We start from the raw sequence: 17,552 nt of genomic DNA, 5'->3' as shown, positions 1-17,552 counted from the left end.
CAGTTATGCGTTCATATTTAATTTTGGGGAAACACAAAATTAAACAACGATTTTTGAGTTTCCATTAAATAATCTATCAATACATTCTTTTATAAATTACTACTTTTATATCTATTATGATATAGACCACAATTTACAAACCGAAAGTTTGAATGAAATAAACGAAAAAAAGCGCATTTTTTGCGCTTATCTTTTCTTTAATTCTTCAAATACATCACTCCAAGAAATGTCCTTTACACCCATTTCTACAGATAAATGATAGATTAAATCGGCAATCTCACCAACGATTTGAGTTTTATCTCCATCCTTACATGCAATGACCGCCTCTGTTGCTTCTTCTCCAACCTTCTTAAGGATTTTATTTTCACCCTTTTCGATTAGATAATTTGTGTACGAGCCTTCTACTGGATTTTCGATTCTATCCTTGATGGTAGCCTCTAAATTAAATAGTTCAATATCAGATTTTTGAACCTTAGAACGATTTACTAATACATCAATATCCTCTTCTAAATCTCTATAGAAGCAGGTTGCATGACCAGTATGGCATGAAATACCCCCTACCTGTTCTACTTGGAATAATAGAGCATCCCCATCACAATCAATCGATAATCCCTTCATATATTGGAAATATCCTGAGGTTTCACCCTTAACCCATAGGGATTGTCTAGATCTAGACCAATAGGTCATTTGCTTCGTATTTAGAGTTTTCTCTAAAGCTTCCTTGTTCATATAGGCAACCATTCTTACCTTTTTTGCATGATAATCCTGAATAACACAGCATACAAGGCCATTTTCATCAAATTTTACTGCCTCTAAAATCTCTTTTTTTGTCATAGTCTTACGTTGACTCCTTTATTCTTTAAATATTTCTTTAAATCCATAATTTCAAGCTCCTTGTAATGGAATAAGCTTGCAGCTAGTGCTGCATCCGCATGTCCTTCACTAAAGGCTAAATAGAAATCCTCCATAGACCCTGCTCCACCAGATGCGATAACTGGAATGTTTACAGATTCAGAAACTAAGCGAGTAAGCTTAAGCTCATAGCCCTTCTTTGTGCCATCTGCATCCATCGAGGTAAGTAGGATTTCACCAGCACCCAAGGATTCTACTTCCTTTGCCCAGGAAACTGCTTCAAGTCCAGTTGCAGTTCTTCCACCATGGATATAAACCTCATAAAATTCTCCATTCCATTTAGCGTCTATTGCAACAACAATACACTGGTTACCATATTTTTTAGCGCCTTCTTTGATAAGATCCTTATTCGTTACTGCAGAAGAATTTAAGGAAACCTTATCGGCTCCAGCATTTAAGATATTTGAAATATCCTCTAATGTTCTAATTCCACCACCTACGGTAAGTGGAATAAATACCTTTTTGGCAGTTTTTTTCACCACATCTAGGATGATTCCTCTTTTTTCATAGGAAGCAGTTATATCTAAGAATACAATCTCATCTGCCCCAAGCTTAGAATATCCATCTGCAATTTCTGTTGGGTCTCCAGCATCCTTTAAATTTATGAAATTTACACCCTTTACTACTCTACCTTCTTTAATATCTAAGCAAGGTATAATTCTTTTTGTTAGCATAATAATCTCCACCTAAAAAAACTTAAGTAGATTATAGCAACAAAGATAGGCTTTTTCAAGTTATCTATTAGATAAAACATAGTTTTCTGTTTAGTTTATTTGTTTTTTAATTTATTATTTTCATGTAGATGATAGAGAATAAATGCTAGAAATTGAAAAGGATGAAACCGATGTTTCATCCAATGGAATTATTCTTCGAATAATTGTATTGCTTCTTCTAAATTTATTGCACCAGAATAGATAGATTTACCTAGTATGATACCATATGCGCCAATTTCTTTAGCGTTTTTAATATCATTTAGGGATTTTGCGCCACCAGAGGCAATAATATCTAAGCCTGTTTCATCGATCATTTTCTTTGTTTGAGCTACATTAATACCCTCTAGGGTACCATCCTTAGCTATATCCGTGAAGATAATCGTTTGAATACCAATCTTCTTTAATTGGTTCGCAAATTGAATTGCATCCATATCGGTTGTATCTAACCACCCATGGGTTGATACCTTCATATTTTTACAATCGATACCAATGACGATTTTTTCACTACCAAATTTTGCTACAGCTTCCTTTACAAAATCTAAATTTAGGGCAATAGAGCCTAAAATAACTCTTTTTACACCGATGGATAGGATTTCATCAATTTGAGCGATAGATCTTATTCCCCCACCAAGCTCACAATCGATTTTTACCTCATTAATGATTCTTTTTACAGCATCTAAATTTAGAGAATGACCAGCCTTAGCACCATCTAAATCTACTAAATGGAGGAACGTTGCACCCATATTCTTCCATTTTAAGGCTTGCTCTACAGGATCTCCATAGCCTGTAACCTGGTTGTAATCTCCTTTATATAGACGGACTGCTTGTCCATCATGTAAATCTATTGCAGGATATAGTTTCATAGTGTACAGAAATTCTTTAGAATTTGAAGTCCAACCTCACCTGATTTTTCAGGGTGGAATTGGCATCCATAAAGATTACCCTTTCTTACAGCACTACCATAGGTAGTACCGGCATATTCAGTATAAGCAATTACATCATCTAAATTTGGGTTAGATAAATGGTAGGAATGTACAAAATATACATCCTTTAAATCTAATCCATAAAGTAAAGGATTCTCCTTTACAACGTGGATTTGATTCCAACCCATTTGTGGTATTTTATAGGTAATATTATCTACCTTTTGGTTGAATTTAATAATTCTACCCTGAAGTAAGCCAAGTCCCTTATGAATACCATATTCTTCAGATTCTTGAAATAGCATTTGCATACCAACGCAAATACCTAAAATAGGAGTATTCTTCTCCATTAGCTTATCTACCACCTCAACAAATCCATAGGATTTAAAGGTATCCATAGCGATGGAAAATGCACCAACGCCAGGTAGAATCACCTTATCTGCAGAAAGTATTTCATTAGGGTCTGATGTAATTTTTGCATCAAAGCCTAAGAAATCTAGGGCGTTTTTAACGCTTCCTAGATTTCCTATTCCATAATTCATAATTGCAATCATTAGATAACTCCTTTTGTAGATAAGCTACCCTTTATATCACCATTAATTTTAATTGCATCTCTTAAACATTTTGCCAAAGATTTAAACATAGCCTCTATGATATGATGTGCATTTTCTCCTCTTAAAATGACAAAATGTAGATTTATTTTGGCATTATCTGAAAAGGATCTAAAGAATTCATTTGCAGTTTCTGTTTCAAAGTCACCACATTTTACCGTATCAAATTTCGCATTAGATTCAAAATATGGTCTACCGCATAAATCTACTGCACAAAGTACTAATGCATCATCCATAGGCATAACGAAGCTTTGGTAGCGTGCAATACCATCCTTAGAGGCTAGGGCTTTATTGAATGCATCACCTAAGGCAATACCTGAATCCTCTACGGTATGGTGGCAATCAACATTTAGATCACCTCGACATTTAAATTCTAGGTTAAAGCCTCCATGCTTAGCTAAGGTATTTAGCATATGATCAAAAAATCCAATACCACTATCAATTATAGCCTTACCCTCTCCATCAAGCTCAAGGGTAAGCTTTATATCGGTTTCTTTTGTTTTTCTTTCTACACTTGCATTTCTCATTTTAAGACCTCCAAAAGCTTATCATTTTCTTCTTTTTTACCAATGGTAATTCTATATACTCCACTTCTAAATTTACGTATATAGATTTTATTTTCTAGTAATGCATCATTTTTACTATCATCCATTAAAACATATAAGAAATTTGCCTCAGATGGATATACCTTATAGCCTAAATCCTTCAATGTATGATAAATTCTTTCTCTTTCTTCCTTGATGGAATCAATTTGATCCTTATATAAATCAAAATTTGAAATAGCAACAATACCCGCAAGCTGTGTAAATGTTGTTACACTATATGGGGCTTTAATCGCATTTAGCATATCAATATTATCCTTATTCGATATAGCATAGCCTAATCTTATAGAAGGTAAGGCTAAAGCCTTTGAAAAAGTTTTAAAGGATATGACATTGTCATATTCTAATGCGATTTTTGTATAGTCCTCTATTGCAAAATCAATATAGGCTAAATCTAATGCAACAAGTGCATGAGTGGATTCAATGATTCTTCTTACATCCCTCTCATTTAAATACTGTCCTGTTGGATTATTTGGTGAACAAATTAAAACAAGCTTAGGAGTATATTCCTTTATAGCCTCAATCATATCTTCTACATGGAAAATATAATTTTCATCTCCATAGATAGGGATATATTTCGCGCCAACAAGCTCAGTAAATACCTGATACATAGAAAATGATGGAGAAAAGCCAAGTACAGTATCACCAACCTCAAGGGTAGCCCTGAACATTACATCTAGTAATTCATCAGAACCAACACCTACAGTTACATTTTCTTTACAGATACCATAGTGCTTTGCAATAGCTAAATTAAGCTCCTTTTCATCCATATCTGGATAACGATTAAATTCAATAGCGGATAGAGCATTTTTTATTTCTTCAACAACCTTTTTAGGAGGCTCTACTGGGGATTCATTCGCATTTAGAATAATACCATCTAAAATAAGCTCAGAATGATATGGCTTCATAGAGCTAAAGCTCTTTTTCATATATTTCATATTATTCTCCTCTTACTCTAGCACTCAACGCATGCATACCTAAGCCCTCAGCCTCTGCGAATGTATCGACATCATCGATTAATTTTTGACATGCATCCTTTGAAAATTCAATTAAAGAGGATTTCTTGATGAAATCATCTACCCCAAGAGGAGAGAAAAATCTAGCTGTACCTACAGTAGGTAATACATGGTTAGGTCCTGCCATATAATCTCCTAGTGCCTCAGCTGCATAGTGTCCAATGAAGATGGCACCTGCATTATCGATTTTTCCAACAATGCTTCTTGCATCATCAAGTGCAAGCTCTAAATGCTCTGGAGCAAGTCTATTCGTATAGGTGATTGCCTCATCAATAGAATCGACAACAATAATCTTAGAACAATTCGTTAAGGATTCACTTAAGATATTCTTTCTTGGGGAATCCTTATAATATTCAATTAATTGCTTCTTAATTTCAACAGCCTTATCATAATCGGTAATAAATAGAGTAGATGAGGCTTGCTCATCATGCTCTGCTTGACCTAAAAGGTCTGCAGCAACATATTTTGTCTTACATGTTTTATCTGCAATAATGGCAATTTCAGATGGTCCTGCAATGGAATCAATTCCAACAAGACCATAAACCTCTCTTTTTGCTAAAGCAACAAAGATATTCCCAGGTCCTACGATTTTATCTACTCTTGGAATAGAATTTGTTCCATAAGCAAGAGCCGCAATCGCTTGTGCCCCACCAACCTTATATAGGTGATCTACCTCACATACATATGCTGCAGCAAGAACTAAAGGATTAATATAACCCTTTGGAGATGGTGTAACCATAATGATTTCTTCTACTCCTGCAACCTTTGCTGGAAGTACATTCATTAATACACTAGATGGATAGGCCGCTTTACCGCCTGGTACATATACACCAACTCTTTTAAGAGGTGTAATCTTTTGCCCAAGCTTCGCACCAATGGAATCCTCATATTCCCAGGTTTCTCTTTTTTGGTGCATATGATAGCTATAAATTCTATCCTTACTTTTAAGTAATACATTCTTTAATTTTGTATCTAAGGATTCAAAGGCAAGCCTTTGAGCTTCCTTAGATATTTCTATATCTTCAATTTTAAAATTAGGATCATCAAATTTCTTTGTATATTCCTCTAATGCCTTATCACCATTTGATGAAACATTGGCTACAATATCCTTTACAGCATTCGAAAAATCACCAGAATTGACGGCTCCTCTTTTCTTTAAGACATTGAAGTATTCTTCAATATCCTTCTTTTCTCTAATAATCTCTATCATTTTTATTTCTCCTTTAAAAGTGTTCTAAATCCCTCTACTACAGAAGAAATTTCATCATATTTTGTTTTAAGTGATGCAGGATTAGCAACTAATCTTGCAGATAGGTCATGAATCGTTGTAACATCCTCTAATCCATTTTCTTTTAATGTTCTACCAGATTCAACAATATCTACAATACAATCGGATAATCCAGTAATAGGAGCAAGCTCCACACTACCATTTAATTTAATAATCGTTGTATTTTGTCCCATAGAATCAAAATAAGCTTTCGCAATATTTGGATATTTTGTTGCCACTCTTAAATTGACTATATTTTTATATTTATCCCCATCTTCCTTAGGTGCACATACACACATACGACATTTTCCAAAGCCTAAATCTAGTAGCTCAGCAATATCTCTTTTTTCTTCAATAATGGTATCCTTACCAACAACGCCTAAGTCTGCAACTCCATTATCTACGAATGTAGGTACATCAGATGGTTTAGCTAAAAAGAATCTAAAATTACCTTGCTCGATGATTAATCTTCTATCGTCGTCTAAGATTTTAATATCACAAAGGTTCAATTCCTTTAGCATTTTAAAAATCTTATCTGCAAGTCTTCCTTTCGATAATGCGAAGGTTAACATTTTTCTACCTCCCATAGCTTTGATTCCAAATTTTTATATTCGATAACGGCATCAAAGCCATTTTCCTTTGCGTAATCTAAGGCTAGTTCTATAGATTCAAATTTAACCTCAGAAACAATAAACCCCTTTTCTCTTAAGTGTATGTTTTCTTTATGCTCTAAAATAAAGGATTCTTTATCCGAAATGGATAGATATTTCTTATGAGTAACATCAATTAAATGATTTGAAAGACAATAGCTTGCTAAAACATCAATATCTAAACCGAATCCAATATCCTCTAAATCCTTACCATAATGCATAAATAGCTTATCACATCTACCACCACTAATGACACTCTTCTTTGCTCCTTCAACATAGAAACTAAAGATAATACCGGTATAGTATTCTGCATAAGAATAAATAGAGAAGTCAAAAATAATATTTGAAATTCCTAATGCATTTAATTGGTTATATAAATCCTTTAAATATAATAATTCATTTAAGGATGACATTCCATCTAATTCCTTAATTAGATTTTCTAGATATTTTAATCTTCCACCCTTTAGCATTAAATCAATAAGAAAGGATGCTTTATCCTCATTTAATGTTTTGGATAATAATCCTCTTAGGGTTACATAATCCTTTGAATCAATTAAGGAATAAATTTCCTTTCTACTTTCTTCTTCAATTCCAAAATCCTTAAATAATTGGCTTAGGAAGGATGAAGATCCTAGATGGATGGTGAAATCACATACGTTGCAATGTCGCATAGTCTCATAAGCTAAAGCGATGGTGGCAATATCTGCCTCAAGTCCTTTTGCACCAATGAATTCGACACCAGCCTGTAAGAACTGATGGTTCTTTCCTTGGTATAATCTTGGGTAACGGAAGGTATCTGCAATATAGCAATACTTCTTCGCACCTAAAGCTAAAGAATTATTCGAGCAAACGAATCTTGCGATAGACGCAGTCATATCGTTACATAGCGCTAATACCTCTCCTTGACGATTGATAAGGTTATAAAGGTCTGGCTTTTGCATTCCATCTAAGGAATATACATCAATATATTCTAAGGTTGGAGTTTTTATAAGTTCATAGCCGTAGGACTCAAATACATTTAGTACTCTAGCCTCTATTTCCTTTTTGACTAACATTTCGTTTCCGTAGGTGTCCTTAAATCCTTCAGAAACATGCAACTTATAATTTTTCATGTGTTCATCTCCATAAAAAAAATATTTTTAATAGTTTAGCATAGCTAAAAAGAAAATTCTACAAAATCTATTGGATTTGTCCTTTAATACAGCATTAAAACGCTTTCGAATGCATTTAATTTCACATAATATTCTATATTTTTTGATAATTCTTTATGATATAATACAATTCAGGAAGTGAGAGAATTGAAAAACATGAAAATAATGCTAGGTATAGCACTTATTTCTTCTATTTTTACATTATCCTCATGTAGTATAAGCTTACTTGCTCCAGAGGAGGTCAATCCAAATCCGAGCATAAGTATAAACACTACAGAGGATTATAGTGTACCTTCCCCTGAAACAAAGGGATCCTATAAGGTAACCTATGTATGTAATAATGGCTATACCTATCAATCAACTACAACTGCACAAAATAAAATATTAGAACCAGATACTCCAAATAAAATATGCTCAACCTTTGGTGGCTGGTATACGGATTTAGATTATAAGGATTTATTTGATTTTTCTAAGCCTGTAAATACCGATACTACTCTTTATGCAAAATGGGATACAGATTTAGTTTCCCTAACGAATCTTGCATCTACAAAATGTATTAAAGCCAATGTAAGAATTGAGATTACAAATTACAATAAGCAAGGCTTTGGACCTTTAGCTTCGATGACGGATGTTTCAACATCCCTAGGTAGTGGTGTCATCTTCTATTCCGATAGCACATATTATTATGCTTTAACGAATCATCATGTCGTCTATACGAATACTGCCTATCAATCCTTAAAGCTTGAGGATGCGTTTGAAAAGGAATATGACTTCAACATTATAGCTAAGGATAATACTTATGATTTAGCCATCATTAAGTTTAGGAAGGAAGAAGATTTAGAGGTTATAAGCCTTGCCGATTATGATGCCTATACTAACGAATTAGTCTTTGCGATGGGTGAACCAGAAGGATTATCGAATACACTATCCTTAGGGTATATCTTAGGTACTAAGGTATTTACTCCAGATCCCTCTACTTTAGAGAAAAGTAATGTAAACTTCAGTGTGTATTTAAATTCAGCACCAATTGAATCTGGTTCTTCTGGTGGTGCATTATTAGATTCCAATTTAAATTTAATTGGTATCAATTTTGCAAGTGCTGTAGATAAGGATACTGATACATTCAAATATTCCTATTCCATTCCATCTAGCCGTGCTAGGGAATTTGTAAATAAATATTTGAATATCTTTTAAAAAGAAATTCCCGCTACATCGTAGTGGGATATTTTATTCATGAAAAGTCACTTTTGTTCTACAAAAAGAATAGAAATTGACTAGAAATCCTAAAATTTTTGACTTTTCGTATAGAATCCGTTATAATGGTGTTACGAAATGAGGTGTTAAAAAATATGGAATTAGTAATACTAGCTGCTGGTATGGGTTCAAGATTTGGTGGGTTAAAACAAATTGAACCTATTGATGAATATGGCAATTTCATTATTGATTATTCAATTTATGATGCAATTGAAGCTGGATTTGATAAGGTTGTATTCATTATTAAGGAAGAAAACTATCAAATATTTAAAGATACAATAGGAAAAAGGGTTGAAGATAAAATTAAGGTAGAATATGCTTTCCAAAAGCTTTCTTTGCTACCTGATGGATATAAAATGCCAGAGGAAAGAGTAAAGCCTTTAGGTACAGCACAGGCTATCTTAGCTGCAAGAGATTTTATTAGTGATAAATTTGCAATTATTAATGCAGATGATTTTTATGGTAAGGAATCCTTCTTTGCTGCAGCAAAATTCTTAAGAGAATCTGCAAGCGATAGGTCCTATGGTAATGTTGCCTATTTAGTTACAAATACCATGACAGAGAATGGATCTGTTAAGCGTGGTGTATTAAATATGGATAAGAATTCCTTGCTTACACATATTGAGGAATCCTCAATCGAGAAGGTTGACGGTAAAATCATTGCAACTCCACTAGATTTAGCGAAAAAGCCATTTGAAATTAGTAAAGATACTTTAGTATCTATGAATATGTTCTGCTTTTCAAAATCTATTATGGATTATATGTGGGATAGATTTCCAAAATTCTTAGACGAAAATAAGGATAATCTACTTAAGTGTGAATATTTATTACCTACCGTTGTATCTGATTTAATCAATGATGGTGAGGTCACTGTAAAAATTGTTCCATCTCCTGCTGTATGGTATGGTATTACCTATAAGGAGGATAAGCCATCTGTTGTAGAATCGATTAAGAAATTAATGGATCTAGGTAAATATAAAAAGGGCTTATGGTAAAAGAATTGGGCTACGGAATGTAGCCCATATTTTATATATATTTATTTAATAAACGAAATAATTCTTCATTATTATTATTATTATATAATATTCCTTTTATTTTCGTATTCTTTAATACTTCAATATTCGAAATATTATCGTCAATAAAATAGATTTCATCAAAATCTTCATGAAATTGATCTATAGCTAGATTATAAAATTTTAAATCTGGCTTTTTTATTTTATAATCACAAGAAACAAAGGCTTTATCAAAATAGACATGAAAATCTAAATCAGGAAATAATAGATCAAATATACCTATAGCCGCATTCGATAATAAGCCTACTTTATTCTTCTTTTTTAATTCTAGAATTTTATTGAATAATTCTATATTTAATTTTGCATAGGATTTCATTTCCTCTAATATATCTATAGAATTATATCCTAAATCATGAGCCATTCGGTCTATCGTTTCTTTAAATGTATATATTCCTAAATCCGCAGGCTCAAAATATTTATTTTTTTAAATGCTTGCTTCCTCTTCATCCTTAATATGATTCGAAAACCATTTTGGTGCGATTTCACTAGATAATACGCCATAAAAATCAAATAAGAATAATACCTTAGAACATGAGCTCATAGATTTCCCTCATTTCCTTATAGGTAAGTGGAATAACATCCTCTATAACTCTTGTTTTATTCCAAGATACTCTTAAGGATAAATCTTCAAGTTCAGATTTATCTATACCTAAATCTGCCATCTTGGTTGGCATGTTTAAATTCTTAAGGAATTCAACAAATTTATCTATACCTAAAAGACAATCCTTCTCTTTATCTATAGATGGTTTTACATCAAATACCTCATAGGCTAATCTTAAGAGGCGATTCAAAGCTATTGGGCTTTTCTTATAAATATATTTTGCGTATGCAGGAAAGCATACAGCAAGTCCTGCCCCATGGGCAATTTCATCATGCACTGCAGATAGGACATGCTCAAATTGGTGGCAGCGAAAGCACATTGGTCGTGCAAGCTCCATAAGTCCATTATGAGAAAAGCTTGATGCAAGCATAATTTCTCTTCTTGCTTTATAATTTTTAGGATCATTATAGGCAATTAAGCCATTCTTATAGACACATTTTAATAAACCTATAGAGAAATTATCTGCTAAATCCGATTCATATGGAGTAATAAAGCGCTCTATGGTATGCATCATTATATCTACAATACCACAAGCCATTTGGTATTTTGGCAAGGAATAGGTTAATTCAGGATTCATTATGGCAAATTTTGGTCTTACCAAATCCGAATTGAAGCCATTTTTCATCTTTAATTTTGGATTTGAAAGGACACAGGAATTACTCATTTCAGATCCTGCTGCAGCAATCGTTAAAATAACACCAATCGCAAGACTCGTTTTAGGTATTTCTCTTTTCGCGTTGAATTCCCATGGATCAATATTCGTTTTATAGGATACAGAAATACTTTTAGCAGTATCGATTACAGATCCTCCACCGATAGCCAATATAAAATCAATATCATACTTTTTAGCTAAAACATTTCTAACAAATTCCACCTTGGGATTAGCTTCTATTCCACCTTCTTCAAAAAAAATAAAATTCTTTTCCTTTAAGGAATTTATAACGATATCATATACTCCTGTTTTTTTAATAGAGCCCTTACCATAGATAACTAATATTTTTTTATAGCCATATTCTTCTAACAGATTGCCAATATTTTTTATATCATAATCGAATAGTAATTTCGTTGGTGCATAATATATATTGCTCATGATTCCTCCTTTGAAAAAATCCTGTAGAACAGGATTTATTTTTGTGTTGCAAAGGTATATTTATGGTTTACGTAATTATCAACCATCTTCTTGAATTTCGCTGAATTCTTGTCTAATGGCTTAATTCTTACAATCTTATGCTCTAAAAGCTTATTGCCATTAAATTCATAAATTTCATAATTCTCAGTTGATCCTTCCTTAACAGGAAGCTTTTCACAAATGATGGCAGCAACATTACCAGATTCAACAATAAGTAAATAAATATGATAATCGATCATTTGCTTATCATCATCAATTAAATAAGTGTCATAGCCTTCATATTTTGGCTCTCTTACAACAGTGTTAAATGCGTTTATATCTAATTTCATTTATCTTTTCCTCATTTCGTTATTATTTTATAATAAATCCAATCTTTCTTCAAGAAAATTAAATAATCAGAACTAACTCTTACTTTTACTATTTTAAGCGGTGAATTCCTATTTCTGACATCTAACCGCTTTTTTACACACAACAAGATTTATCGTAGTAGATTTGTTTTGAAAATCATTGTTTGACTAAAAGAGTAGCACTCTCAACGGGTATACCAATATTCTCCCACCAAAAGTCTTTAAAAAATAAATTTGCTATAAATAATTCATTTATTCTTTTATTTTCCAGTAGCCTGTTTTATTTGAGCCAATTCTTTCTATTTTCCCCTGCTCCTTCAAATTATTTATTATATTTTGAATTGTTTTCCTTGATTTGCCTAAAAGATTAGATAGTTCAGTTGTTGTAATTGAACCATCATTTTTAATAGACTCTATTATTATATTTTCGTCTGATGTTTTTTCATTCGTATTTGCTCTAAAAAAACACATTTCAAATCCTTGATTCTTTTTTATATATGAATATTTGACATTCTCTTTTTCACACAAATTAAAAATTCTTCTAAAACCTGTAGCCCAGCTATCTATATCATTGGAATAATATAATATTTTTGAAATTAATGGATTTCTAAGAATCGATTCTACACCATTGTATGCAAAATCTTTTGGCTCATATCCAGATGGGAAAGTACCAGGATTAAATATTACAACCTTTGTCGGAGTAATATATATTTCGTTATTAATAGTTGTATCAAAAGATGAATGACATAAACTATTTAATACAGATTCTCTAATTACCTCTTCTGGAATTTCAGGTTTCTCAATTCTTTTAGATCCTTCAATTACTGCAGAATAATTAATATGTTCTTTAATATATTCTTGACCTTTTTTGTTTAATTCAAAAATGTTACCTTCAAATCTATTTATATCAATAAATGATAATTTTTCATCTGTTTTAAATACCGCTAATTTTAATGTTAATGGTTTATTTTTAGAAAATAGTAATTTACCTGCATTATTAAGCTTATTATTAGTAATAAGCCCAAGTTTTCTTAAAACTGATTCTTTATTATCATATTCTTCTTTTATTCTTCCACACTTGTTTGCTTTTTTTATATAAGATCTTAATAACAACTCATCAACATCTGCTATATCTTCATCTGATTCAAGTTTTTCCCATAAAGAATTGCTTGAATCACTATGATTAATAATATTCAATAATTCTTTTATATCAATTGACTTATCCTCATCATATACTCTTATATAAAATCTTCCTTTAGCTGAATATGGTTTATCATTGCCAATAAAATCTACTTCTATCACTCCGGGCATATTTTCTATTTCGTAAATGCTCGGATATATTACAGGCTTTATATCTTCTGATATTTTTCTCGATATATCTCTTAATGTACTCTCTGATATTTGCTGCCCTATTACATCACCATTTGGTTTTACTCCAAACAAAATTTTACCTTTACCATGCTTATTGAGGATTGCAGAAATTGATTTCATAGCATCATCAAGCTCACCAGTACTTTTCTTATATTCAATTTGTTCATTTTCTTTTCCCAAATTAATCAATTCAATCACCTTCAATTACATTATACACATTATTGTAACAATTGTGAAGTTGTTTTTCACAATATTTTTCTGTTTTTATTGTGAAGCAAATTACACAATATAATAAGTAACTATAAATCTTAATTGTAAATATCATTTTTTGATTATTAAACTAGTCGACTTATCATTTTTGGGGTCGGTAGACCAGTTGCGAAACACTCTAAACCATTTGAATCTCCTGATTCATATAACGAAAACCGAAAGATTGGCTAAATTATGCAATTTATAAGATAGACTTATTATTTTTTTGGTCAGTAGAGCAATTGAACAACCGTCAAAGTGGCAAAACTATGCCTCTTGTCTAATTGCGTATTTTTTCATATAAAACAAATCAACTTATTGCTTTCACCATTATATAAAAAAGAGCACCAATATGAAATTATATCTTTGTGGCACTCTCAAGTTTATTTAATTATTTTTTTACTTAATTACCCAATGACCTTTATCACCAGATCCGACATATTCTATATATTCACATTTATTGATTATACTTTGAACAGTCTTTGTAGTTTTATTAATCGCTATAGCCATTTCTTCTCTAGTTATTTTAGGATTTTTTCTTATGAACTCAATGATAATAGCTAAATCACCGTGAGGGACATCGTGAGGGACATCGTGAGGGACATTCTGGTTTGTATCGTTAGATTCCAATACCAATTCATTATATGGTATTTTAACAATTAATGTATTATCTAATATATTCAGATGATAAATATAAATATACAAAATAAAAAGGCTGTTAACCTAGGTAATGAACAAATTTTCAAAACCTAGGTTTTTTCACAGCCTCTTTACCGGTTTACCTATTTTTTCTTTTTGAAAAGAAAAACAACTTTTCATACTTAAATTACAATGATTATTCGAAATTGTCAACTCATATATTACTGTAATCGAATTATATTTTAAACATGTATTATTTTTTAGATAAAATTCAATATTTTATTTATTAGCTTCTGTTAGATGTAAATTACGATTATTCCATGGCTCAATAGGCTCGTTATATAAGGATCTAGATAGAATTGCATAATTACCAGATAGACTGATTCTATCCTTAGGGCATTGGTAGGGTTCTGCAGTATATCCATTAACCTTAAGGAAGGTTTTCGCCCCTTCAAAGCCTTTTTCTGTATTGAAGATAACTCTCATTCTTCTAAAGCCTAAATCTCTTGCAGTTTCATCTAATAATCTTAATGCCTCACTGCCAAGACCTAATCTTCTGTATTTAGGTAAAATACCAAACCAGCCTAAGAAGCCATCCTCAACATCAATACCATAATGCTTTAAACCAGATACACCAATGCAGTCATCTCCATTATATACTAAGAAAAAATTAGCATCCGATTGTCCATTTACCATATCTGTATATTCTTTAGTTGCATCCTCATAGGGGAAAATTTCATTTTGTACCTCTATTGCAAACGCTAAATTATCTTGATTTAACTTAATATGCTTAATCATAACTCCACCACCTTGAAAACATTTGATATTATTTTACTAAAATTTTCGAAAAAATTAAAGAGTTTATCGAATATTTACTTAAGATTTTTTCTACGAAAATGTTTAAGGATTAATATAAATTATGCTTTTTAATAAATTCTATGACACCATTATTATTAAAATCATAATCCGTTACATATTTTGTATGGCTTTTAAGCTCACCAACCGCATTGATCATCGCAACACCATAATTCGCTTCTTTTATCATAGAAATATCATTTAATTGATCTCCAAAGGACATCGTTTTATCATCATCAATATGATAATAATTCTTTAAATACCTTAAAGCATTGCCTTTTGAGGCATGGCTTGAATGTATTTCTATAGAATATAGATTCATATCTAAACTTTCATTATAATATAATCCCCAATCTCTATAGAAGATTTCATCCTTATATTCCTCTAAAATAGATTTTAATTCCTCTATTTTATCTTCATATACCCAAAGATTTGAAATTAAAGGTGGATATTCCATATCCTTTGCCATACATTCTTCTATATGTAAGGATCCATCCTCATTATGAATAATCCAATCGGGTACAAAGGATAAATTCTTACTATAGGCATAACCATGGCCAGTAATCGTATACATATGGGATAAGGAATCATATATCCTATCCAAAAATTCTTTAAATACCTCAAGTGGTATTTCAAAGAATTTTGTTTTACCATCTAAATTATATATGGCACATCCATTATCCGTTACCATAGGTATATTTAAATCTAATAAATCATAAAATTTCTTTGTACCTAGATAGGATCTACCTGTGCAAAAGGAAAATACATTTCCTCTTTTTACAAATTCATGTAGGAATTCTTTGGTTTCCTCTGTAATTTTTTTATCCCATGTAAGTAGGGTATCATCTAAATCCGATAATGCTAAATATTTACTCAAAACATTCCCTCCTATAAATATTTTTTATAAATTATATTATTTTTATAAATGTGGTTTATTATTTATTGATTTCTGTTAAGAAATCTAAAGAGCTTTTTAATGGTATGGCCATATAAGTAAAACCCTCACACCACTTTTTGTAATTCGATTCTAAAACCAAATTACAATCGGATGGCTTAATATCTTCTCCTTGATACCATAAAAGCTTCATATGCTCCTTATCGATAGATATTCCATCCTTTTGTCTTACTGCAAGTATAGCCTTATAATCTTTATCCTTATTAATTCTAAATTGCTCATTAAGGATATCATAATTCCTATTTACATTCGATAAGAAATGATACATTGTAATTATATTAGCTATAGATATATCTCTTCTAGATAGATTTTCAAGTAATCTCGCGAAGGGATTTTTTAAAAAGTAATCTCTTATATCTCTATTTAGCTCCTCTTGATTATTGGGTGTAATCATATTTAATACACCATCCTCATCTCTTAGAAGCTTAATTTCTTGTTCTTCCTTATATAAAATAGTATATGGATCTTTTAATTTGAAATTTAACATAATATACCTCAATGACAATTATAATAAATTTTATATAAAATTTAAAGGGTAAAGAAAAAGACATGGCTCATCCATGTCTTTTCCTTTCTAAATAGCATAACTTTCGCCTAAAGAAAAAGGAAATTTCTCGTTTTTCAACACATATTGTAAACCCTCTATAAACTAATTACAAGAGTTTGATTGCTATTTTTCTGTCAAAATGATAGTAAAGATTATCAATATAATAGAGATTTCGAGCGTTTGTTTTTGGATTTGTTCGATTTTTCTCATTCTTCTTTCTTTACACTTTTTGCGAATTTATATTTTTTAATAGAATATTTTAGCTTTACTACTCCATAATAAAACCAATGATGAATATATAAGAATGGTAATAATATATAGCCCATTTTATGTCTTAATATAGAATATCTATTCTTCATATAAGCTATATTAGGGAATACTTTTTTGAAGAACCATTTTATCGTTGAGTCATGCTTAAGCTCCCTTTCCATCATTTGGTACATCGAGCCATAGGTTTTATCATGTAATAGTTTATTAGTGAATTCTTTATATTCTTCTTTTTCTGTGAATAAATCTTTTATATATTCTTCTAAATAAATACAATCGTCATAAAAGCTAGTCATTTTATATATCTTATGAATGTATTCATAATCTAAATCATTATTCTTTAAGAATAAGTATAAATCTATAAAATTTCTAAAGCCAATACCATATTCCTCATAGTGCTTTAAAAGATGACAAAAATAATAT

General features: G+C 31.2%; 20 protein-coding genes. 2 read left to right on the top strand and 18 right to left on the bottom strand.

All coding sequences use genetic code 11. The features are described 5' to 3' along the window. Window positions 1–186: 186 nt before the first annotated feature. The 9 genes from hisIE to SPJ17_RS06045 form a co-directional block, all read right to left on the bottom strand. Complete coding sequence (gene hisIE / locus SPJ17_RS06085) at window positions 187–834, bottom strand: bifunctional phosphoribosyl-AMP cyclohydrolase/phosphoribosyl-ATP diphosphatase HisIE (RefSeq protein ID WP_321093606.1); 648 nt, start codon at window positions 832–834, stop codon at window positions 187–189. Further along, on the bottom strand, window positions 831–1,586 hold the full coding sequence (hisF, locus tag SPJ17_RS06080) for an imidazole glycerol phosphate synthase subunit HisF (protein WP_321093603.1): 756 nt from the start codon (window positions 1,584–1,586) through the stop codon (window positions 831–833). Before hisF ends, hisIE begins: the two co-directional genes overlap by 4 nt. Before the next feature lie 188 nt (window positions 1,587–1,774). Beyond that, complete coding sequence (gene hisA / locus SPJ17_RS06075) at window positions 1,775–2,488, bottom strand: 1-(5-phosphoribosyl)-5-[(5-phosphoribosylamino)methylideneamino]imidazole-4-carboxamide isomerase (protein ID WP_321093600.1); 714 nt, start codon at window positions 2,486–2,488, stop codon at window positions 1,775–1,777. Next, the gene (gene hisH, locus SPJ17_RS06070; RefSeq protein WP_321093596.1) at window positions 2,485–3,099 is read right to left on the bottom strand and encodes an imidazole glycerol phosphate synthase subunit HisH; all 615 of its coding nucleotides are present in this window, start codon (window positions 3,097–3,099) and stop codon (window positions 2,485–2,487) included. Before hisH ends, hisA begins: the two co-directional genes overlap by 4 nt. Then, window positions 3,099–3,683 carry an imidazoleglycerol-phosphate dehydratase HisB gene (gene hisB, locus SPJ17_RS06065; RefSeq protein ID WP_321093594.1) on the bottom strand — a complete coding sequence of 195 codons (585 nt, stop codon included), beginning with the start codon at window positions 3,681–3,683 and terminating at the stop codon, window positions 3,099–3,101. The genes hisH and hisB overlap by 1 nt, the downstream gene beginning before the upstream one ends. Next, window positions 3,680–4,696, bottom strand: a complete 1,017-nt coding sequence (hisC, locus tag SPJ17_RS06060; protein WP_321093592.1) for a histidinol-phosphate transaminase — start codon at window positions 4,694–4,696, stop codon at window positions 3,680–3,682. Before hisC ends, hisB begins: the two co-directional genes overlap by 4 nt. Window position 4,697: 1 nt before the next feature. Then, a complete protein-coding gene (hisD, locus tag SPJ17_RS06055) occupies window positions 4,698–5,984 on the bottom strand; it encodes a histidinol dehydrogenase (RefSeq protein WP_321093589.1) in 1,287 nt (428 codons plus the stop codon). A 2-nt stretch (window positions 5,985–5,986) separates the two neighbouring features. Then, a complete protein-coding gene (hisG, locus tag SPJ17_RS06050) occupies window positions 5,987–6,613 on the bottom strand; it encodes an ATP phosphoribosyltransferase (protein WP_321093586.1) in 627 nt (208 codons plus the stop codon). Then, window positions 6,607–7,803: an ATP phosphoribosyltransferase regulatory subunit gene (locus SPJ17_RS06045; protein ID WP_321093584.1), complete on the bottom strand. Its 1,197-nt coding sequence runs from the start codon at window positions 7,801–7,803 to the stop codon at window positions 6,607–6,609. The genes hisG and SPJ17_RS06045 overlap by 7 nt, the downstream gene beginning before the upstream one ends. A 195-nt stretch (window positions 7,804–7,998) precedes the next feature. Here SPJ17_RS06045 and SPJ17_RS06040 point away from each other — a divergent pair, with 195 nt between their 5' ends. Both SPJ17_RS06040 and SPJ17_RS06035 read left to right on the top strand, forming a co-directional pair. Beyond that, window positions 7,999–9,036, top strand: a complete 1,038-nt coding sequence (locus SPJ17_RS06040; RefSeq protein ID WP_321093608.1) for a trypsin-like peptidase domain-containing protein — start codon at window positions 7,999–8,001, stop codon at window positions 9,034–9,036. Between the two features lie 155 nt (window positions 9,037–9,191). After that, window positions 9,192–10,091: a sugar phosphate nucleotidyltransferase gene (locus SPJ17_RS06035; RefSeq protein ID WP_321093580.1), complete on the top strand. Its 900-nt coding sequence runs from the start codon at window positions 9,192–9,194 to the stop codon at window positions 10,089–10,091. A gap of 31 nt (window positions 10,092–10,122) precedes the next feature. On the opposite strand, the gene SPJ17_RS06030 is transcribed toward SPJ17_RS06035, so the two are convergent. From SPJ17_RS06030 to SPJ17_RS05990, 9 genes are all read right to left on the bottom strand, one after another. Beyond that, window positions 10,123–10,530, bottom strand: coding sequence for an HAD-IA family hydrolase (locus SPJ17_RS06030; protein WP_321093577.1), 408 nt, complete (start codon window positions 10,528–10,530; stop codon window positions 10,123–10,125). Window positions 10,531–10,693: 163 nt separating this feature from the next. Continuing rightward, the gene (locus SPJ17_RS06025) at window positions 10,694–11,860 is read right to left on the bottom strand and encodes an iron-containing alcohol dehydrogenase (RefSeq protein WP_321093574.1); all 1,167 of its coding nucleotides are present in this window, start codon (window positions 11,858–11,860) and stop codon (window positions 10,694–10,696) included. 35 nt (window positions 11,861–11,895) lie between these two features. After that, entirely contained in the window at window positions 11,896–12,228 is a 333-nt protein-coding gene (locus SPJ17_RS06020; protein ID WP_321093572.1) for a hypothetical protein, read from the bottom strand. 270 nt (window positions 12,229–12,498) lie between these two features. After that, entirely contained in the window at window positions 12,499–13,806 is a 1,308-nt protein-coding gene (locus SPJ17_RS06015) for an RNA-binding domain-containing protein (protein ID WP_321093570.1), read from the bottom strand. A 459-nt stretch (window positions 13,807–14,265) separates the two neighbouring features. Continuing rightward, window positions 14,266–14,571 (bottom strand): hypothetical protein, encoded by a 306-nt coding sequence (locus SPJ17_RS06010; protein WP_321093568.1) that lies wholly within the window; start codon window positions 14,569–14,571, stop codon window positions 14,266–14,268. 213 nt (window positions 14,572–14,784) lie between these two features. Continuing rightward, entirely contained in the window at window positions 14,785–15,303 is a 519-nt protein-coding gene (locus tag SPJ17_RS06005) for a GNAT family N-acetyltransferase (protein WP_321093566.1), read from the bottom strand. A gap of 109 nt (window positions 15,304–15,412) precedes the next feature. Further along, on the bottom strand, window positions 15,413–16,237 hold the full coding sequence (locus SPJ17_RS06000) for a Cof-type HAD-IIB family hydrolase (protein WP_321093561.1): 825 nt from the start codon (window positions 16,235–16,237) through the stop codon (window positions 15,413–15,415). Window positions 16,238–16,295: 58 nt separating this feature from the next. Further along, complete coding sequence (locus SPJ17_RS05995; RefSeq protein ID WP_321093559.1) at window positions 16,296–16,802, bottom strand: hypothetical protein; 507 nt, start codon at window positions 16,800–16,802, stop codon at window positions 16,296–16,298. Window positions 16,803–17,068: 266 nt separating this feature from the next. After that, window positions 17,069–17,552 (bottom strand): hypothetical protein (locus SPJ17_RS05990; protein WP_321093557.1); only part of this gene is annotated, 484 nt, incomplete at its 5' end.

Source organism: Anaeroplasma sp. (genome assembly GCF_034179385.1).
Taxonomy (GTDB): domain Bacteria; phylum Bacillota_I; class Bacilli_A; order Acholeplasmatales; family Anaeroplasmataceae; genus Anaeroplasma.
The sequence above is the reverse complement of the archived record's forward strand: the minus strand, read 5'-3'. Positions and strand labels throughout refer to the sequence as shown.